20 protein-coding genes are annotated in these 18,690 nt (G+C 38.7%); 6 read left to right on the forward strand and 14 right to left on the reverse strand.

The window, feature by feature from the left end; all coding sequences use genetic code 11:
• The first annotated feature begins 63 nt into the window (after positions 1 to 63).
• Entirely contained in the window at positions 64 to 237 is a 174-nt protein-coding gene (locus tag K5Q58_RS11995; RefSeq protein ID WP_220754169.1) for a hypothetical protein, read from the forward strand.
• A gap of 200 nt (positions 238 to 437) precedes the next feature.
• On the opposite strand, the gene K5Q58_RS12000 is transcribed toward K5Q58_RS11995, so the two are convergent.
• Positions 438 to 1,451, reverse strand: a complete 1,014-nt coding sequence (locus tag K5Q58_RS12000; RefSeq protein ID WP_220754170.1) for a 1-aminocyclopropane-1-carboxylate deaminase/D-cysteine desulfhydrase — start codon at positions 1,449 to 1,451, stop codon at positions 438 to 440.
• Between the two features lie 293 nt (positions 1,452 to 1,744).
• On the opposite strand from K5Q58_RS12000, the gene K5Q58_RS12005 reads away from it, so the two are divergent.
• Positions 1,745 to 2,158 carry a YccF domain-containing protein gene (locus K5Q58_RS12005; protein ID WP_220754171.1) on the forward strand — a complete coding sequence of 138 codons (414 nt, stop codon included), beginning with the start codon at positions 1,745 to 1,747 and terminating at the stop codon, positions 2,156 to 2,158.
• A 129-nt stretch (positions 2,159 to 2,287) separates the two neighbouring features.
• Here K5Q58_RS12005 and K5Q58_RS12010 read toward each other — a convergent pair whose 3' ends face one another.
• Complete coding sequence (locus K5Q58_RS12010) at positions 2,288 to 2,746, reverse strand: EVE domain-containing protein (protein WP_220754172.1); 459 nt, start codon at positions 2,744 to 2,746, stop codon at positions 2,288 to 2,290.
• Between the two features lies 1 nt (position 2,747).
• Complete coding sequence (locus K5Q58_RS12015) at positions 2,748 to 3,659, reverse strand: LysR family transcriptional regulator (protein ID WP_220754173.1); 912 nt, start codon at positions 3,657 to 3,659, stop codon at positions 2,748 to 2,750.
• A 237-nt stretch (positions 3,660 to 3,896) separates the two neighbouring features.
• On the opposite strand from K5Q58_RS12015, the gene K5Q58_RS12020 reads away from it, so the two are divergent.
• Together K5Q58_RS12020 and hppD are read left to right on the forward strand one after the other, a co-directional pair.
• Entirely contained in the window at positions 3,897 to 5,057 is a 1,161-nt protein-coding gene (locus K5Q58_RS12020) for a homogentisate 1,2-dioxygenase (RefSeq protein ID WP_220754174.1), read from the forward strand.
• A gap of 81 nt (positions 5,058 to 5,138) precedes the next feature.
• Entirely contained in the window at positions 5,139 to 6,179 is a 1,041-nt protein-coding gene (gene hppD, locus K5Q58_RS12025) for a 4-hydroxyphenylpyruvate dioxygenase (protein WP_220754175.1), read from the forward strand.
• Positions 6,180 to 6,269: 90 nt separating this feature from the next.
• On the opposite strand, the gene K5Q58_RS12030 is transcribed toward hppD, so the two are convergent.
• The 11 genes from K5Q58_RS12030 to speE form a co-directional block, all read right to left on the reverse strand.
• A complete protein-coding gene (locus K5Q58_RS12030) occupies positions 6,270 to 6,968 on the reverse strand; it encodes a pseudouridine synthase (protein WP_220754176.1) in 699 nt (232 codons plus the stop codon).
• 137 nt (positions 6,969 to 7,105) lie between these two features.
• Positions 7,106 to 7,993: a UTP--glucose-1-phosphate uridylyltransferase GalU gene (gene galU, locus K5Q58_RS12035; RefSeq protein ID WP_220754177.1), complete on the reverse strand. Its 888-nt coding sequence runs from the start codon at positions 7,991 to 7,993 to the stop codon at positions 7,106 to 7,108.
• A 347-nt stretch (positions 7,994 to 8,340) separates the two neighbouring features.
• Positions 8,341 to 9,219, reverse strand: coding sequence for a RimK/LysX family protein (locus K5Q58_RS12040; protein WP_220754178.1), 879 nt, complete (start codon positions 9,217 to 9,219; stop codon positions 8,341 to 8,343).
• 46 nt (positions 9,220 to 9,265) lie between these two features.
• Entirely contained in the window at positions 9,266 to 9,616 is a 351-nt protein-coding gene (locus tag K5Q58_RS12045; protein WP_220754179.1) for a DUF3802 family protein, read from the reverse strand.
• Between the two features lie 79 nt (positions 9,617 to 9,695).
• Positions 9,696 to 10,286 (reverse strand): YceI family protein, encoded by a 591-nt coding sequence (locus K5Q58_RS12050; protein WP_220754180.1) that lies wholly within the window; start codon positions 10,284 to 10,286, stop codon positions 9,696 to 9,698.
• Positions 10,287 to 10,419: 133 nt separating this feature from the next.
• Complete coding sequence (locus tag K5Q58_RS12055; protein WP_220754181.1) at positions 10,420 to 10,869, reverse strand: YaiI/YqxD family protein; 450 nt, start codon at positions 10,867 to 10,869, stop codon at positions 10,420 to 10,422.
• A 45-nt stretch (positions 10,870 to 10,914) separates the two neighbouring features.
• Positions 10,915 to 11,553 carry a pyridoxamine 5'-phosphate oxidase gene (gene pdxH / locus K5Q58_RS12060; RefSeq protein WP_220754182.1) on the reverse strand — a complete coding sequence of 213 codons (639 nt, stop codon included), beginning with the start codon at positions 11,551 to 11,553 and terminating at the stop codon, positions 10,915 to 10,917.
• 156 nt (positions 11,554 to 11,709) lie between these two features.
• Positions 11,710 to 12,642, reverse strand: a complete 933-nt coding sequence (speB, locus tag K5Q58_RS12065) for an agmatinase (protein WP_220754183.1) — start codon at positions 12,640 to 12,642, stop codon at positions 11,710 to 11,712.
• Between the two features lie 31 nt (positions 12,643 to 12,673).
• On the reverse strand, positions 12,674 to 13,603 hold the full coding sequence (locus K5Q58_RS12070; protein ID WP_220754184.1) for an adenosylmethionine decarboxylase: 930 nt from the start codon (positions 13,601 to 13,603) through the stop codon (positions 12,674 to 12,676).
• 53 nt (positions 13,604 to 13,656) lie between these two features.
• Positions 13,657 to 15,570 (reverse strand): biosynthetic arginine decarboxylase, encoded by a 1,914-nt coding sequence (speA, locus tag K5Q58_RS12075; RefSeq protein ID WP_220754185.1) that lies wholly within the window; start codon positions 15,568 to 15,570, stop codon positions 13,657 to 13,659.
• Positions 15,571 to 15,596: 26 nt separating this feature from the next.
• Positions 15,597 to 16,475, reverse strand: a complete 879-nt coding sequence (gene speE, locus K5Q58_RS12080; RefSeq protein ID WP_220754186.1) for a polyamine aminopropyltransferase — start codon at positions 16,473 to 16,475, stop codon at positions 15,597 to 15,599.
• A 579-nt stretch (positions 16,476 to 17,054) separates the two neighbouring features.
• On the opposite strand from speE, the gene K5Q58_RS12085 reads away from it, so the two are divergent.
• The gene (locus K5Q58_RS12085) at positions 17,055 to 17,888 is read left to right on the forward strand and encodes a S1 RNA-binding domain-containing protein (RefSeq protein WP_220754187.1); all 834 of its coding nucleotides are present in this window, start codon (positions 17,055 to 17,057) and stop codon (positions 17,886 to 17,888) included.
• Between the two features lie 78 nt (positions 17,889 to 17,966).
• Positions 17,967 to 18,635 carry a YceH family protein gene (locus K5Q58_RS12090; RefSeq protein ID WP_220754188.1) on the forward strand — a complete coding sequence of 223 codons (669 nt, stop codon included), beginning with the start codon at positions 17,967 to 17,969 and terminating at the stop codon, positions 18,633 to 18,635.
• Positions 18,636 to 18,690: the final 55 nt, after the last annotated feature.

Raw genomic sequence — 18,690 nt, forward strand, 5'->3', positions numbered from 1 at the left:
AAGGATAATTATTGTTATTACTTACTCACCATAAGGTGAAATTTCAAACAAGGAGTGTGGCATATGTCATACAACATTAATGGTCACGAAATTACAGTTAATTTCCCTGTAAATTCAATATCATCAAACAAAAACTCAATAGCTTTTACTGACAGCCAAGGTAAAACTAAAACAACTTTTTCAAAGCGCACAGAAGCGTTAAAATTTATGAAATGGTTGATTACGGCTGACAAGTAACACTTTCTATAACGCTTGCGTTATTCATTTGCTCAGTTACTCAATAAACATCGCTTCTCGGTATTTCATCTCACACTATACCGGACGTTTATTAGAACTGAGCAATATGAAAAGAACCTTCCTCTTTCAATCCCTTTATATTAATACTTCACTTTTATTCTTCTCAAATACCCTTTAATCTAGTTTCAACGGACGCTCAATCAACCATACTTTCGTTTATATCTAGCCAACATACTTGGGTTACCCAGTTGTCCACCTTGATGCAAATACATCAATGGCAATGAACTGTCAATTTGTGGCTCTCTTGCTGGGCTTATCAGAAAATGTTCTAGCATAATAAAACCCACAGGGTCGTATAGCAGTTCAAATTCAATTCCGGTTTCACACGCTCGTTGCCACATTTCGTAGCATTGCCGATTCAATTTACCGAAATGATATTTAATGCCATTTGAAATTATTGTTGGGTGATAGGCACTATTATCAGTCAACTGATTAAATTGCAGCTTTAAATATTCGTCACCGCCCACACAGCTACATGTCAGTACATTCACTTTAGGCTTGTTATTACTTGCCTGCTTGATAAAGAAACGCTGGAGGAATAAAGCGGTAGTACCAGTACCTGAGGGCAGAAATAGATTTAATTCAATACAATTGTGCAGCTGCGCCCAATCTAAAATTTGCTTACCAAGTTGCTCAAGTCCAACAGAGGCATACTCACAGCGGCCGCCTTCAGGAATGTACAACTCATTTGCCAATGCGTTTTTAGATAAACTCACCACATATTCTTCCAGTGATAAGTTTTGATCTACATTAATATAATCAGAGATGCTAACATTTTTAAAGTCAGTGGCACTTTCAAAGTCTTTAGCCTGCAGCTTGTCTATCGCAGATTTCTCTATGATATTGGCGCCATTATTTAATGCAGCAAGGTAATTGCCTTGAGGATTTTGCTTTAAGTAATCAGCAATATGATCAACATAATAATCGAGTTGCCAACCACGCATTTTAGCCAGCACAGCGAGTGAATGGAGCGAATTGGCTTGGGCTGAGCCATAACCCACTACTTTACTGATGTGAGGGAAATCATTAGCTAAAAAATATTGAAACTTCCGCGCTTTATTACCACTAAAATCAGGGTGAATAAGGTCATCTCTTTTAACAAATATTTCTCGACCGGCAAACATCATCGACTCGACAGGAGTTGCAGCAAACATAACTTTTCACTTGTTAATTTATTTAAAAACTTTAAAGGAGTATTTTACCTAATATTTAGTGAAAACCGCTATATCTAACTTTTACACTCAGAACTTACATAGTGTTAAAAACTTAACCCGCCTTTAAAACCCCAACACCAAACACACATTTTACGTCTTACAATCAGAAGCTTACGATTAAAAACCGGTAATTTCAAACACTCCTTCTCTATAGTTGGCATATTTCTCGCTTATCAGTATATAAGTTAACGATTAGGTTAATAATCAATTCAATCGAAATTAAGGGATTATCAATGTCAGTGTTGAGATTAATATTTAATATTGCATGGTTCATCATGGGTGGTTTTGTGATGGGGCTTGCTTGGTGGCTTGCGGGCATCTTATGTTTTATCAGTATTATTGGTATTCCTTTTGGTCGCGCATGTTTCGTTATTGGTGAAATGGCATTTTGGCCATTTGGTCAAGAAAATGTAAACCGTAAACACCTTTCAGGAATTGAAGACTTTGGTACAGGCCCATTAGGTATGGTGGGTAATGTGATTTGGTTTCTATTCTGCGGAATATGGTTAGCCATTGGCCATCTGACCCATGCATTAGCCTGTTTTGTTACCATTATAGGTATCCCATTTGCGATACAGCATGTAAAACTAGCACTATTAAGTCTTACGCCTATTGGTCAAACCATTGTAGCTAAAGAAAGCTATTAACCGATATAACATAAAGTGGTTAGTATTAAGCTGATAGCTAGATAATAACGAAAAAGGAAATCAATTGAGTTCCTTTTTTATACACTTTTAATCACTTAGTTTTAAATATCAATGACAATATTAATGCATTTACTCAAGGGACAATATGTAATCAAACTCTTGCTGAGTAACCGGTTGTACACTAAGTCTTGCTCCTTTACTGACGAGCACCATTTCAGCTAGATTAGGATCTGCTTTTAACTCTGTCAGCGTTATAATACGGCTAAATTTAGCTTTAAAAGTCAAATCTACAGCCACCCAGCGTGGGTTATCAATAGAGGAATTCGCATCAAAGTAAGTTGAAGCTTGATCAAAAGCACTTTGATCAATAAATGGCGCTGACGACACAGTGGCTAAACCCACAATGCCTGGCACTTTACAGCTAGAGTGATAAAAAAACACAATATCGCCAAGATCTACTTTATCCCGTAAAAAATTACGAGCCTGATAATTTCTGATCCCATCCCAAGTTTCTGTTTGATTTTCGCAATGTGCTAAATCATCAATACTGAACTCATCTGGCTCAGACTTCATTAACCAAAAAGCCATATCATGCTCCCTCTATTTGGCGCAGTTTATCAAATAATGCGAATTCTTCTAAAATTAAATCAGTAAATAACTGCCCTGCTCTACCAAGAGGTCGCTCTAGTGTTGAAACAAGTTGCGGCGTAAAACGAAACCGATGACCACCAACAAAATCTACAAGCGCTAACTGATTTGCAGCAAGTTCTTCATTAATTAGAAACGCCGGCATCCAGCCAAAGCCTAACCCTTTTAATAACGCATTTTTTTTCATGATAAAACCTGACAAGTAAAACACTTTATCACCGCCAAATTGTAGCTCATCTCGCTGCTGAGTCGGTGCTGAGTCTTCAATGGTGAGTTCAACATGCTGTTGTAATTCAGTTAAACTGATTGATTGCTTAGTGGCTAACGGATGCTTCGCTGCACATACTAATAGGCTTGTTACAGTGGGCAACTGTTTAGCAGAGAAATATGGTGCGGCGGTATAATCTTTAACTAACATCAAATCCGCTTTATCTCGTTCAAATCGATGTTGAACTCCGCCTAAAAACTCCATATTCAACTGTACTTTAGTCGGCACATTATGTTCAGACATTCGTTGCAGCGCAGTCATAATAGGCTCCATTGGGAGTGCACCATCTATGACTAATTCAAGCTTTGGCTCCCACCCTTCACTAAAGCGACTCGCTAAGTGTTCAATATTGGATAAATGCTGCAGTAACCGTTGGCCTTCAGCTAAGATAACCTTTCCTTCTGGAGTTAATTCGGCTCGATATTGCTCGCGGTTAAATAATTGTACCCCTAAGTGCTGCTCAAGCTTTTTCACTTGGTAACTTACGGCTGATTGAGCCTTATGCAAACGCTCAGATGCTTTAGCAAAACTACCTTCTTCTACAAGTACTTGCAGAACATTAAAGGCTTCTACATCAATTTTCATATATCCCTCACGCTTAGGCTCTGTCCAATTGCCGTGACACTATTGTAAACAAATCGATACCATCAAAAAATCTGATTGAGTTAAGTGGTTTATTATTCTTTTTTTTGTTCATTCTAGCAACTAAATTGATAACTAGATCACAAAGTATTTGATTCTTTTGCGCTAGAAACACTAACAATAATCGTGCAACAAGCTAATCAAGGCTTATAAATGAGTAAATAGGGTTAAGGAGTCAGTATGCCTTTTTATGTTCAGCAAGGTCAGATACCTGCTAAACGTCATATCGCTTTTAAGAAAGAGTCAGGCGAGTTGTACCGTGAAGAGTTATTTTCGACCCACGGTTTTTCAAATATTTACTCCAATAAATATCACCATAATATGCCAACGAAGGCGTTAGAAGTCGCTCCATACTCACTAGAGCACGGTAAGGCTTGGCAAGATACATTAATTCAAAACTATAAACTCGACTCTCGCCAAGCTGACTGTGAAGGTAACTTTTTCAGTGCACGGAATAAGATTTTTTTTAACAGTGATGTGGCGATGTACACCGCCAAAGTCACTACAGATACTGCTAAGTTCTATCGTAATGCATACGCTGATGAAATCGTATTTGTGCATCAAGGTGAAGGTAAATTACTCAGTGAGTATGGCGAACTAGACGTTAAACAATGGGATTATTTAGTGATCCCTCGTGGTACGACTTATCAGCTTAAATTTAACGACTACGAAAATGTTCGTTTATTTATTATCGAGTCATTTTCAATGGTTGAGGTGCCAAAACATTTTCGTAATGAATATGGCCAGATGCTCGAATCAGCACCCTACTGCGAGCGAGATTTTAGAACTCCAACCTTAACAGAAGCAATTGTTGAACAAGGTGAGTTCCATCTTGTCAGCAAGTTTGGTGACAAATATCAAGTCACCACGCTTGAATGGCACCCTTTTGATCTTGTTGGCTGGGACGGATGTGTTTATCCGTGGGCATTTAACATCACAGAATATGCGCCTAAAGTAGGGAAAATTCATTTACCTCCTTCTGATCATATTGTATTTACTGCAAACAATTTTGTTGTGTGTAACTTTGTGCCTCGTCTTTATGACTTCCACCCTGAGTCAATACCTGCACCTTACTACCATAATAATATCGATAGTGATGAAGTCCTGTATTACGTCGATGGTGACTTCATGAGTCGAACGGGTATTGAAGCTGGTTATATGACACTCCATCAAAAAGGCGTCCCTCATGGCCCACAACCAGGGAAAACTGAAGCATCGATAGGCAAAACAGAAACCTATGAATATGCCGTAATGGTAGACACCTTTGCGCCACTCAATTTAACCACTCATGTTAGAAACTGCATGAGTGATGACTACAACCGTTCATGGATTGAATCATAAGCAGTATTTTGATTCAGCTTTAACCGATTAAAACGTCACCAAAGAGTGACGCTCAAAGCAAATAAAATTAAGGAAAACACAATGGCGAGCGAAACAAACCCACTTGGTCTTTTAGGCATTGAATTTACAGAATTTGCCAGCCCAGACACTGATTTTATGCATCAAGTGTTTATTGACTTTGGTTTTTCTATGCTTAAAAAAGCAAAAGCGAACGATATTGTTTACTACAAGCAAAACGATATTAATTTCTTACTGAATAAATCTAAGCAAGGATTCTCAGCAGATTTCGCTAAATCTCACGGCCCAGCAATCTGCTCAATGGGTTGGCGTGTTGAAGATGCTGAATTTGCCTTTAACGAAGCGGTAGCGCGTGGAGCAAAGCCAGCTGATGATGCAGCAAAAGATATGGCCTACCCTGCAATTTATGGTATTGGTGACAGCTTAATTTACTTTATTGATGTGTTTGGTGATGCGCAAAATATCTATAAAAATGATTTTGAAGACTTAGCAGAGCCAATGATTGTTGAAGAGAAAGGCTTTATGGAAGTCGATCACCTAACCAACAATGTTTATAAAGGCACTATGGAAAAATGGGCTAACTTTTATAAAGACATTTTTGCCTTTACTGAAGTTCGTTATTTCGACATCAGCGGTGCACAAACAGCACTAGTTTCTTATGCACTTCGTTCACCAGACGGTAGTTTCTGCATTCCGATTAACGAAGGTAAAGGCAACAATAACAACCAAATTGATGAATACTTAGGTGAATACAATGGCCCTGGCGTTCAGCATTTAGCATTTAGAAGCCGTGATATTGTTGGCTCTCTTGATGCAATGGAAGGCACAGCAATCAAGACCTTGGATATTATCCCTGAATACTACGACACGATTTTCGATAAGTTACCACAAGTGACAGAAGATCGAGATCGTATCAAGCATCATCAAATTTTAGTTGATGGTGATGACGATGGTTACTTACTTCAAATTTTCACTAAAAACCTATTTGGTCCAATCTTTATTGAAATCATTCAACGTAAGAATAACCTAGGTTTTGGTGAAGGTAACTTTAAAGCATTATTTGAATCTATAGAACGTGATCAAATGAAGCGTGGCGTACTGTAAACCTTAATATTTGCCGCTTAGTAAAAACAAAAAAGCCCGTTACTTAAACAAGTAACGGGCTTTAATTTACTACAATCATATTTCTAAAAATTAAAACGGCACTTCGCACTTGATTTCAAAAGGCTCAAATGTCACTGGATGGGTAAAGCTTAAGTTACTTGCATGAAGTAACAGTCTTGGTGCGAGCGCCTGTGAGTCCTCATTGCAATATAAATCGCAGCCCAGAATAGGATGACCAATATACTGACTGTGAATTCTTAATTGATGTGTTCGCCCAGTAATCGGTTTAAATCTCACTCTAGTGACAGGAGTTAAGTTAGATTTGCCATCAGCAAACGCCTGTAAATACGTTCGTTCAATGATTTCAATTTCAGATAAGGCTGTTTTGCCAGTTTCAGGACAGATTTTCATAAAAGGAAAATTTTCAGTATCTTTGCTAATAGCTGCATTTATCACAGCGGAATCTTCCAATGCTTTTGAAGCATGCCCATACAAAGTCGCATGATAGTACTTAACAATCGTTTTTTCTTGAAACTGTTTGGTTAATAAGCCATTGACCGATTTATTAAGCGCCACCAGCATGATACCTGACGTGCCAAAATCTAATCGATGCACTAAAGTAGCAGTGGGAAAATCTTGGACAAGTCTGAAGTGAACAGAATCTTTATTCAATGGGTTTTTACCAGATAAACTCAATAAGCCACTTGGCTTATTGATCAGCAAGATATACTCATCCTGATATAGAATTGAAATTTTTTCTTTACAAGGTGGGGCAATAAATTCTGTCATTTCAGCCTTAAACAATCGATAAGCCGAGAATGGTAATAAAAAGATGGCAATTAAGCCACCCTTGTTATGTGTTCGTTTAAGTAAATATAATATTGAAATTAAGCCCAGACTGAGCTTACTCCATCAATTTTACTTTTCTAAAATTCAGCTAATGATTTTTTAATTTCTTTTAAAAAATCGGCGCCTAATTTAGGGTCTCGTAAGCCGTACTCAACAAACGCTTTCATATAGCCTAATTTATCACCGCAGTCATGGGACTTACCTGACATATTAAAGGCTTCAACAGAGTCTGACTCAATCAACATATCGATAGCATCAGTTAATTGAATTTCATTGCCAGCTCCTGGTGGTGTTTTAGCTAATAAGCCCCAAATTTTTTCAGAAAGAACATAGCGGCCCACTACAGCAAGATTTGATGGAGCCTCTTCTATTTTAGGTTTTTCCACCATCTTAACAATAGCTGAAGAGAAACCAGGCAAAATAGTTTCGCCATTACAATCTGCAATACCGTATTTGTTCACATCTTTTTCATCCACTGGCGCCACCATGATTTGGCTGGCACCTGTTTCATTGTATCGGCTAATCATAGTAGATAAGTTTTCAGTACGTTGATCAGCTGTGTGACCATCTAAAATCACATCCGGAAGCACTACAGCAAAAGGGCTATCGCCTATGCAAGGCTTCGCACATAAAATTGCATGGCCTAAGCCTTTCGCTTCACCTTGGCGAACTTGCATGATAGTGACATTTTTAGGGCATATAGATTGTACTTCATGTAATAACTGACGCTTAACACGCTGCTCTAAAGTAGATTCGAGCTCATACGATTTATCGAAATGATTTTCAATGGCATTCTTACTTGCATGAGTTACTAAAACAATTTCAGTAATACCAGCACTAACACATTCATCAACAATGTACTGAATAAGCGGTTTATCAACAATAGGCAACATTTCTTTCGGGATTGCTTTTGTCGCTGGTAACATCCTTGTACCTAAACCCGCGACTGGTATAACAACTTTCATATAAACTCCATTAGCCCTAACGGCGCCTTTCAGCATGAACATTCACGCAAACTACTTTAAAGAATAGCAGCTTGTATGTTGATAACAAAAACAAAATTCACAAAAGTTAAATTAACCTACACTCGAAATACCTCGATTCAATTTTCTCGAATAAATACAGTTTTAATAACACTCATATTGATGAATATTCAGTCTAATTGGAAAGAGCTGAGTTTATTCAAATTTTTAACACCATCACATGCTTGTGAAAAATCGACTTTAAACCAGCCTAGCCGTTATGTAAATGACGACTAAAATGAAAAAAACCGCAATAATGCGGTTTTCTTAATTTCATTAGTATTAGTGAACTACATGTTCACATCAACAATATAATGTCCCTGCAACCAATTACGTCCGATGAGTAATTTGTAGGTCATTTTACTGCGATCACGCAGGTTCACATCAACTTTAAACTCTTCACCAGGCTCACCAATGGTCAATGTCACCATATAACGGATTTCACTACCTTGTGCATTACGAATTAACGATGTGCTATGGATACGGGCTGTGACGTCAACTGTTTCGCCTTTTTCGTTCATGGTTGTGAACGTGACGTCTTTACCAACATTGTTTTCCATGTTGGCTTTATCTTCATCATTAATTCGCAAATTCACTGCATGCAAAGAGTTTTCAACCGCGCCAGTATCGATGCGGGTATCAAATATTAACCCTGACTCCACAATGCTTATCCCTGCGGTTGGTCCGATAAACTTCTTTTCAGACACATCAACAACATATTTGCCTTTAAGCCAGTTACGACCAATAAGTAACTTGTAATCCATTGTGGTTCTATTTTTCAAATTAACTTTCACTTTACGGGTGCTGTCACCGAAAGTGATGGGCAATTTAACTGCATAACGGGTTTCAGTGCCTTGAGAATTACTCACAGTGGAAGTACCGATAATTTCCGCAGTAACAGTTTCTTTGTCACCTTTTTCATTGAAAGTAGTAAAAGATACATTTTTACCAATGTTATCTTTCATTTTTTTAGCACTACCGCCTTCTACTTTAATATCTAATGCGTGTAGAGATGAGTTTACTGCACCCGTATCCATTCTCGCTTCAAATACAATTCCATTTGCACTGACAGACATCATTTCAGTTTGGCCTAACACTTCTTTTTCAGCAGCAATACTCGAAAATGAAATGCAGCTGAATAAGGTGGCAGTAACGATTGTTTTGAACATGCAATAATCCTAAAAATATAATGAATGAAGGTGTTTAGAAGGAAGTTTATCTAAGAATTTGTTCGATTTCTTTATCGAATAAGTTTTTGATTAACCCAGAAAATTCAGTGATAAAGACACTTTGCTCTGGTGTCGCATTATGACTGGCAACACTTGCTAAAATCTCTTCCAAATCATACACAATGGCATCAATCTCTCGGATGACTTTATTACGCTGTGCGAAAGACAAATTTGGGTTTTGACCACAAACCATAATTATTTGAGCTGATAGTTGATCTTCAAATAATTCCATAACTGTTTGGCTATTAATGCTGTTATCTTCAGAAGCTTCAAATAGGCCAAGATGTTCAGTTAGGTATTGAATTAAATGAATATAGCCATCTTTATCAGTGACCATTATGTCCCCTAATTAGGTGGCTTTTGATTGACAAAAGCCACTTGTGAATTTTCTAATTTAATATTCTTAACACACTGTTCTATTGCGACAAAGTAAGCACAAAAGACACTGGAACCGCTAAACTAATGCTACTTAAACCAGCTACTTCTCGGAGCTTATTCACACCTTCTACTAAATCAAAGTCGTTGGCTTGAATAATCACTGGCGACATACTGCTTACCACCATTTTTTTATCCGATAATTTTGCCACTAGCACATCAAATGTTTTTAACCGACTTTTACCGTGCAAATCAATGGTGCCATCAATTTGAGTAACTAACGTTGAACCCACGCTCAAATCTGCCAATAACTTAGGGTTAACGACCGCTGATAACGTTAACTCGGGAAATTTAGCTACCTCAAAAAGCATTGTCTGCATTCGCTCATCACGAATTTCAACACCGGTATCGACGCTCACTAAATCAATCGATAAATTAAACGCTCCCTCTGGGGTTAAACTGCCACTTACTTTCTTAAAGTCATGAACTTCAGCAATGTCGCCTTTTTTCACTGATATAAAACTGACTTTTGAGTGTCCCTGCTTAACTTGCCAATCGGCTGCAAAAACAGCTGAAGATAATAAAGAAGTAGACAGTAACGCTATAGGTAATACTGCGAGCCATTTTTTCATCATTAATCCCTTTTGTGAATAAAAACAGTTAAATTATAGATTAAAATTTATTAACTCGGAGACTATCCCCACTTCGAGTTAATTATCCTTTATGGCAACTGAGTATCAGCTAAACATTAAATTACTACAACAGCTATAAACGACTTAGCCATTTATCAAGCGCTTGAGCAAACGCATGTTTGTCCGCTTGTGAAAAGCTATTAGGTCCTGCGGTATGCACACCACTACTTCTTAACTCTTCCATAAAGTCACGCATAGTTAAACGCTGCTTTATATTATCATTAGTATAAATATCACCACGAGGGTTAAAGACCATCGCGCCCTTTTCAATAGCGTCAGAGGCTAATGGGATATCACCGGTTATCACTAAGTCACCACTATGTAACTGCTCCACAATATAATTATCGGCTTCATCAAATCCTGAGCTCACTCGAACAACTGAGATGTTCGGTGAAGCAGGCACACGAATAAGCTGATTCGCCACCAAAATTAATGGTATGGATTTTCTATCAGCTGCGCGAAATAGCATTTCTTTTACAGGGTTTGGACATGCATCAGCATCGACCCAAATTGTTTTACTCATTCATATTCTCAATAGCTTTGTGTTGTAGCGATATAATCAATGCAATTACGGCGCTAAACGATCAATATTCCAACCAGATGGTGCTTTTTGATATATAAAGCGGTCATGAAGTCTACGCTCACCACCTTGCCAAAACTCAATGCTTTCGGCCTTTATTCGGTAACCACCCCAAAATTTCGGTAATGGCACTTCACCTTTAGCAAATTTGCTTTTCATTTCATTAAACTTGCCTTCTAGAGCTTGGCGAGCACTTATTTTGCTCGACTGCTTCGATACCCATGCAGCTATTTGGCTGTCCTTTGGGCGGCTCATAAAGTATTTAGTCACTTCTATCATAGATAATGGCTCAGCTTCGCCAGTGACGGCAACTTGCCTTTCTAAAGGGTGCCAAGGAAACAATAAACTGGTTTTAGCATTGTTTGCCAACTGGGTGGCTTTTCGGCTTTCTAAGTTTGTAAAAAAAACAAAACCGTCATCATCAAACTTTTTCAGGAGTACTATACGTTGGAACGGCTGACCATGCTCATCGACAGTGGCAACACACATCGCGGTTGGATCAGTTAATTCAGCTTGTTTTGCCTGCTCAATCCATAATGTAAATAAGTCCATTGGATTATTTGGTAAATCATTTCGTCGCAATCCACCTTGAGTATATTCACGGCGGATATCAGTTAAATCATTCATTTAGATACCTCTTCAATTACTGTCATTATACTCACAGTTACTGATATATGATCATGACATCGCTGATAATTATGCTTATAAGCGCTAATTGCAAAAAGAAGGTATTAAAAAACCAACGATAATCGTTGGTTTTTTATTAAAAGCTCACAGCTAAAATTACTTTTTAACTAAGCCTTTGCCTTCCGCCCACACGTGTAGCAACTCAAGACCTAAAGTAGCACCTGCAAGCGCTGTAATATCTGCAGAATCGTAAGCTGGAGCGACTTCAACTACATCCATACCCACGATATTCATCCCACGAAGACCACGGATGATTTTCATGGCTTTATCACTGGTTAAACCGCCGCATACTGGCGTGCCTGTACCTGGTGCATAAGCAGGGTCTAAACAATCAATGTCAAAGGTCACGTATAATGGCATATCACCGACACGGGCTTTAATTTGCTCAACAATTTGCGCCGCGGTTAAATCATTGGCTGTTGCGGCATCAATGACTTTAAAAGCATGCTCTGCAGTATTGTATTCTGTGCGAATACCCACCTGAATCGAGTTTTCTGGTGCTATTAAGCCTTCATTTGGCGCATGGAAAAACATGGTTCCATGATCATACTTGCTGCCCTGACTGTAAGTGTCTGTATGGGCGTCAAAATGTAATAACGCCATTTTGCCGTATTTTTTATAATGTGCGCGCAGTAATGGCAAAGTGACAAAGTGATCGCCTCCAAAACTTAATAATGCTTTGTCACTATCAAGGATTCGAGTAGCAAAGCCTTCTAGTCTTGTAGTGAAATCTTCTTGATCCCCGCAATCAAACACTAAATCGCCAGCATCGACAATATTGATGGTTTCGCTGATGGAGAAATCCCACGGCCAGCGGGTTTCTTCCCAAGCAAGGTTAACAGAAGCGCGGCGGATAGCATCAGGCCCCATACGACCACCTGAGCGACCTGTTGTCGCCATATCAAATGGCAAACCAATCACAACTACATCAGCGTCTGTTTCTATCGGCTTAAAGTTAAGTGGCTGACGTAAGTAACCAAATGCATTGGAATACAATGAATAATCTGCTTTTTCAGCAAAAGTGCTCATAAAAATCTCCGTAAAGGCTGAACGCCAATAACTACAAATATTCTGGTATCAGTACTTCATGACAAAGTTGCTGATAATGACTAAAGTTGACATCGTACCCTTGTTCAGTTGCAAGCGAGCAGCTGCCTAAACACAAATGTGCAGGGAACCCTTCAGTGTTTTTAGGTGAATTAAAACCAATGACATCCCAACTTCCAGGGTTTAGGCTACTTAATAATCTTGAGTAAATATCGACTGGGTGATTAGTTAAGTTCACGTTAGTTTCTAAGCTCACATAAGAACTTTTTTCTTGAGGGGTAATATGAATCGTAAAGTACTCCTGCCCTTTAATGCCGTTTATTGAGTAACCAAACGGTTCAAACAAAAAATCATCCACAATAAAGTCAGGGAATAACTCTGATAGTGCTAATAAATCACGGATCCCTTGGGAAGATTGATTCACACCACGCAAATAATCTGCTGCTTCACCATTAATGTGGTACATCAATAGCTCATTCGTCACGTCCGTTACTGGGGCTATAAATGGCTTTTTAGAACTGAACATATAATGATGGTGCGAGTCTAAATGACCAATGCGATACGCATTACCCGTAATAGTTTGACGAATTTTTTTCAAATCATCTTGAAACGAACTCGACTGCAGGTGAGATAAATATTCGTTCTTACGCTGATAACTGGCAAAGCCTATAGCTTCTTCACCAACATGAGCAATAAACGACATCACCGCATCAGCAAGTGTGGTTGTGCCACAGGTAAGCATGACAAAACGGTCATCCCACACAAATAAACTCGATTCACTCAATAAATAAGCGTCGCAATATTCATTACTGATTGACGAGAGGATTTCAGCGTTAGCGCAAGCCACAATATCAGCCCAAAAGGGTTGACCAAAACTGCGAAGTTTTTTAGATGAGTCAGCGAGTATGACTTCAATCTTTTTTTCCGAACCTTCAAAAAACATATTTCAAAACCTAAAAACGCGGAGCCACTCATGTGGCTCTGCTGACACACTTTTTACGAGAAATCTTCTAAATAGGTGTAACCCTTTAGACCTAACTGTAACTCTTCCAAAATCGAGGTTCTTTCTTCTTCAGCAATATGCTGATTCACCAATTCTTCATAGGTTCGCATAAATGCCACAGCATCTAAGTTTACATAACGAAGTACATCGGCAACCGTATCACCAGCTAATACTGATTCAATATTAGGTAAACCGTTTTCTTCAACACGGACGACGGCTGAATTAGTGTCACCAAACAAGTTATGCATATCACCCAAGATCTCTTGGTAAGCACCAACCATGAAAAAGCCGATTAAATAAGGGCTCTCTGGAGTCCAAGCTGGCACTGGCAACGTGGTTTCGATACCTTGTCCATCAACGTACTGGTCAACAATACCATCAGAATCACAAGTGATATCCAGCATAACAGCTCGTCTTTCAGGCGGTTTGTCCAAACCACTTAACGGCAATACTGGGAACACTTGATCAATCCCCCATGCATCAGGAATTGATTGGAACAATGAAAAGTTGACAAAAAACTTATCCGCTAACTTCTCATTTAACTCATCAATAATAGGTCGATGGAATCGGTTGTTATTACTTAATAAGCTTTTTAATGCATAGCAAACTCGTAAATTGGTTTGCTCAGCCCAAGCACGTTGCATCAAGGTCAATTGGCCTACAGAGAACAACGAATGCGCTTCAGCAATATCACTTTGAGTGTCATGATAAATCTCAATAATCGCGCGATTATCTGGACGTTCACTCATATCCGTCCACGACTCCCACATGTTGTGTAATAGTTGTGGCGCATCTTCTTCAGGTGGCTGAATGTCTTCTGGTTTATAAGATTCAGTGCCAATCACATCGGTAATTAATACCGCATGGTGAGCGGTTAAATGACGACCAGACTCAGAAATAATCCGCGGCATTGGTTGCTCATATTCATTACAAATATCACTCAACACGCTGACAATGTTATTAGCGTATTCAGTTAAGCCGTAATTCATTGAGTTATTGCTTTGGCTTCGCGTGCCGTCGTAATCTACGGCTAAGCCGCCACCAACATCAAAGGTATCAATCAATGCCCCTAACTTGCGTAACTCACAGTAAAAGCGCCCTGCTTCACTTACACCTTGGCGAATATCGCGGATATTGGCGATTTGCGAGCCTAAGTGGAAATGAATTAATTGCAAAGAACTCATCATGTCGAGCTGTTTTAATTCATTAAGGACTTTTAAAACCTGCGCTGCTGATAAGCCAAACTTTGACTTCTCGCCACCACTTGCTTGCCATTTCCCCTTACCTTGAAATGCAAGGCGAGTACGAAGGCCTAAACGTGGTGTAACGCCTAACTTTTCAGACTCTTGAAGAATCAGTTTTAACTCAGAAATCTTCTCAATAACGATATAGACTTTATGGCCAAGTTTTTCACCAATCAAAGCTAAGCGTACATATTCTTTGTCTTTATAACCGTTACAAACAATCACTGAACTGGCTTTTTGAGCCATGGCAAGAACGGCCATCAATTCAGGCTTACTACCTGCTTCTAAGCCCAACTGCGGGACTTCTTTAGACTTTTGACTTGCTAAAATCTCTTCAACAACCGTTTGTTGTTGATTCACTTTAATTGGGTAAACCAATAAGTAATCGTTCTGATATTCGTACTTCTGAATAGCTTCATTAAATGCATCACAAAGGTTTTCGACTCTGCGATGTAAAATCTGCGGGAAGCGCACAAGCACAGGTAAAGCAACGCCGGCTTTAACCATATCTTTGGCAAGCTCATTTAAGCCAATGGTGCAATCTGGCTTACTTGGGTCTGGGGTCACTGTGACTTCACCACTATCATCAATGCCAAAGTATTGTTGGCTCCAATGCGTTACGTTATAGCTAGAACGTGCGTTTTCGATAGACCAATCTTTCATATTCTTCATTCCGTCTATTCAGCCGATTATGCAGAAACGCTTTGAGCGTCTTTTACTGCACTTTCAACAAATGCAGGCAATGCAAAGCTTGCCATGTGTAAAGCAGGCGTATAGTAACGAGTGCTGATATTAGCCTGTTCAAAACGTTGCTTTAATGTCGTTAAATCTTGCTCGCGAGCCGTTAAATCATTAGTCGCCCATGCAAAAGCCATTGTGCCACCAATATATGTAGGTACTGCAGCATTATAAAACCAGCAGTCTTTTACATAAGGACTCATGCGCCTTACTGTATCTTGCAGCTCTTGGGGTTGCATAAATGCCACCCCATTTTGAGCGACAAAAATACCATTGTCTGTTAAACTGCGAGTGCAATTTTCATAAAATGCCGAGCTGAACAACACTTCACCAGGCCCCACAGGATCGGTGCAGTCAGAAATAATCACATCAAACTGCTGCTGGCAATGTTCAATAAAATGCATCCCATCATCAATCACTAAATTAACACGTGCATCTTCAAATGCACCTTGTGAATGTTGAGGGAAATAGGTTTTACACATTTCAACTACATTAGCATCGATTTCAACCATAGTAACCTGCTCTATAGATTGATGTTTTAATACCTGTCGTAGCATTCCACCGTCACCACCACCGATGATAAGTACTTTTTTAGCACTGCCATGCGCAAGGATAGGTACGTGAGTCATCATTTCATGATAAACAAATTCATCTTTTTCAGTTGTTTGAATAGCGCCATTAAGTGCCATTACTCGGCCAAAATTAGTATTTTCAAAAATACTTAAATGCCACTGCTCTGTTTTTTGTTCAAACAGAACTTGTTCAACTTCAAAATACTGACCGTAGCCGGTATGCAATGTTTCGTAATAAATATTTGATTTGTTTAGCATGTCAAAGTCCAACGCTGCCATAAATTCGATGACCGTCACAGCGTAGATGTAAGTTAAAAACGTGAATCATTAAGCTTGTACTGTTTTTTATAGTAAAACTCATAATTCGAGCCAATGCTATTTAGACAGAATTCAATCAATGCTTCTATGGTTTTAATCGAGTATCTGTAACCTTACTTCATAAAAGCAAGGGGTCACTCACAACCCAACTATATAATCTGTTCTTTTTATCTAAAATCACGAATATTAGGATTCGTTGGTTCAATTAAAAAAGCGGCGCAATTAAACCCTGCAAACCGTGATAATGCAAGGATGAAAAAGCAATTTTAGTATAAATTTAATTCATTATTTAACTGCAACAGCAATGTTATGTTTTTTTTGTTAAAAACCAGACAGTTCTGGCAAATAATTTGTGCTCAATTGAGATAGTTTATTAACCTAGCCATTTTCAAACTAAGCTTTTAAGCTTGAGATTATTATCTCAAGTATCAAACGCAGAAATAAGCACAGTTACAAGCATCGATATTGCGTATATAATTACCCAGTTTTCTCCTTATCTTTAGTTAAATAGAGCCGCAAATGATACAAATCGGAAAGAGTCACTCCCTAGAAGTCGTTAAACAAGTCAGTTTTGGCATTTATGTGAATGCGCAAGAACTAGGTCAAGTATTACTACCTAATAAGTTCGTCCCTAAAAACTGCCAAGTTGGCGATATGGTTGATGTATTTCTTTATCTTGATTCTGAAGATATTGTTATTGCGACGACCCAAAAACCTTACGCTCAAGTCGGTGAGTTCGCTTATTTAAAAGCAATCGCGACAGGTCCTTTTGGCGCTTTTTTAGATTGGGGCTTAGATAAAGATTTATTACTTCCTTTCGGTGAGCAACATAGAAGCATCGAAGAAGGTAAGTCATACCTAGTTTATGTTCATGCTAACCATGTAGATGAACGTATTATGGCTTCATCAAAAGTCGATAAGTTTTTAGATAAGACGCCAGCTGATTACGAAGCAGGACAAGAAGTCGACTTAATCATTGGTGGCAGCACAGATTTAGGCTTTAAAGCCATTATCAATAACGCTCATTGGGGCGTATTGTTCCAAAATGAAGTTTTCCAGCGTTTGAGTTTCGGTCAATCTATTAAAGGTTACATCAAACAAGTTCGTGATGATGGCAAAGTGGATTTGATTTTACAAAAAGCCGATCAAAAGAACTTAGACAGAAATGCTGAAACCATCATCAACAAATTACACCGTGCAGGTGGCTTCTTGCCACTGAATGACAAGACTGACTCAGCTATTATTTATGATCAATTAGCCATGAGTAAAAAAGCTTTCAAGCGAAGTATTGGTGGCTTATTCAAAGGTGGACAAATTAGTATCCAAGACGATGGCATCAGATTGCTTAAATAAACTGCATCCAGCCTGAATTATTTGATAAAAAGCATGGTTCTGTTATAACAAACCATGCTTTTTTATTTGGAGTAATTTATGGAACTTAGCAATCAAGAAGCCCGTATTATCGGCTGTTTATTAGAAAAAGAAATTACTACCCCCGAGCAATACCCTCTTTCAATCAATTCCTTAACCATGGCGTGTAATCAAAAAAGTAGCCGTGAACCCGTTATGAGTCTCACTGACCAAGAAACACAATCACTCATAGATGATCTCACCAAGAAAAGATTGATCAGTGAGCAAACAGGATTTGGCAGTCGAGTCGTCAAATACAAACATCGTTTTTGTAACACCGAATTTAGTGATCTTCAGTTTTCTAGTGAGCAACTTGCAGTGCTTATTGTATTGTTACTTCGTGGCCCACAGACCCCTGGTGAATTGAAAACACGCTGCAATCGATTACATGAATTTGATAGTCCGCAGCAAGTTGAAGCCGCATTACAATCTTTAGCGTCTCGCGATGAACCTCTAGTGGTGCAATTACCCCGTGAAGCTAACCGTCGGGATAGCCGTTATGCGCAACTATTTTCAGATAAACAATTTCTAGAGCAAGGTAGTACTCAATTTGAAGTCAGCGCCGCTCCGATAAGTAAATCAGTGAATAATGAGGCAACGAATGCATTACTTGAGCGAGTTGATACACTAGAAGCTCAAGTCAGTGATTTAACCCAGCGTTTATCTGAGCTTGAACAACTTCTTGATTAACCATTAATGTTCAAGTTAACACAGACTTAACAAAAATTAATCTTCATCGAGTCCG

The organism is Shewanella sp. KT0246, from assembly GCF_019654955.1.
In the GTDB taxonomy this organism is placed as follows: Bacteria; Pseudomonadota; Gammaproteobacteria; order Enterobacterales; family Shewanellaceae; genus Shewanella; species Shewanella goraebulensis.

What these genes read in the sequence shown, in the direction of transcription:
- K5Q58_RS12010 (WP_220754172.1), bottom strand. Translation starts at nt 2,746, where the DNA reads ATGGCTTTTTGGTTAATGAAGTCTGAGCCAGATGAGTTCAGTATTGAT.
- hppD (WP_220754175.1), top strand. Translation starts at nt 5,139, where the DNA reads ATGGCGAGCGAAACAAACCCACTTGGTCTTTTAGGCATTGAATTTACA.
- K5Q58_RS12090 (WP_220754188.1), top strand. Translation starts at nt 17,967, where the DNA reads ATGGAACTTAGCAATCAAGAAGCCCGTATTATCGGCTGTTTATTAGAA.
- K5Q58_RS11995 (WP_220754169.1), top strand. Translation starts at nt 64, where the DNA reads ATGTCATACAACATTAATGGTCACGAAATTACAGTTAATTTCCCTGTA.
- pdxH (WP_220754182.1), bottom strand. Translation starts at nt 11,553, where the DNA reads ATGAATGATTTAACTGATATCCGCCGTGAATATACTCAAGGTGGATTG.
- K5Q58_RS12040 (WP_220754178.1), bottom strand. Translation starts at nt 9,219, where the DNA reads ATGTTCAAAACAATCGTTACTGCCACCTTATTCAGCTGCATTTCATTT.
- K5Q58_RS12005 (WP_220754171.1), top strand. Translation starts at nt 1,745, where the DNA reads ATGTCAGTGTTGAGATTAATATTTAATATTGCATGGTTCATCATGGGT.
- K5Q58_RS12050 (WP_220754180.1), bottom strand. Translation starts at nt 10,286, where the DNA reads ATGAAAAAATGGCTCGCAGTATTACCTATAGCGTTACTGTCTACTTCT.
- K5Q58_RS12000 (WP_220754170.1), bottom strand. Translation starts at nt 1,451, where the DNA reads ATGTTTGCTGCAACTCCTGTCGAGTCGATGATGTTTGCCGGTCGAGAA.
- speB (WP_220754183.1), bottom strand. Translation starts at nt 12,642, where the DNA reads ATGAGCACTTTTGCTGAAAAAGCAGATTATTCATTGTATTCCAATGCA.
- K5Q58_RS12020 (WP_220754174.1), top strand. Translation starts at nt 3,897, where the DNA reads ATGCCTTTTTATGTTCAGCAAGGTCAGATACCTGCTAAACGTCATATC.
- K5Q58_RS12085 (WP_220754187.1), top strand. Translation starts at nt 17,055, where the DNA reads ATGATACAAATCGGAAAGAGTCACTCCCTAGAAGTCGTTAAACAAGTC.
- K5Q58_RS12045 (WP_220754179.1), bottom strand. Translation starts at nt 9,616, where the DNA reads ATGGTCACTGATAAAGATGGCTATATTCATTTAATTCAATACCTAACT.
- galU (WP_220754177.1), bottom strand. Translation starts at nt 7,993, where the DNA reads ATGAAAGTTGTTATACCAGTCGCGGGTTTAGGTACAAGGATGTTACCA.
- speE (WP_220754186.1), bottom strand. Translation starts at nt 16,475, where the DNA reads ATGCTAAACAAATCAAATATTTATTACGAAACATTGCATACCGGCTAC.
- K5Q58_RS12030 (WP_220754176.1), bottom strand. Translation starts at nt 6,968, where the DNA reads ATGACAGAATTTATTGCCCCACCTTGTAAAGAAAAAATTTCAATTCTA.
- K5Q58_RS12070 (WP_220754184.1), bottom strand. Translation starts at nt 13,603, where the DNA reads ATGTTTTTTGAAGGTTCGGAAAAAAAGATTGAAGTCATACTCGCTGAC.
- K5Q58_RS12055 (WP_220754181.1), bottom strand. Translation starts at nt 10,869, where the DNA reads ATGAGTAAAACAATTTGGGTCGATGCTGATGCATGTCCAAACCCTGTA.
- K5Q58_RS12015 (WP_220754173.1), bottom strand. Translation starts at nt 3,659, where the DNA reads ATGAAAATTGATGTAGAAGCCTTTAATGTTCTGCAAGTACTTGTAGAA.
- speA (WP_220754185.1), bottom strand. Translation starts at nt 15,570, where the DNA reads ATGAAAGATTGGTCTATCGAAAACGCACGTTCTAGCTATAACGTAACG.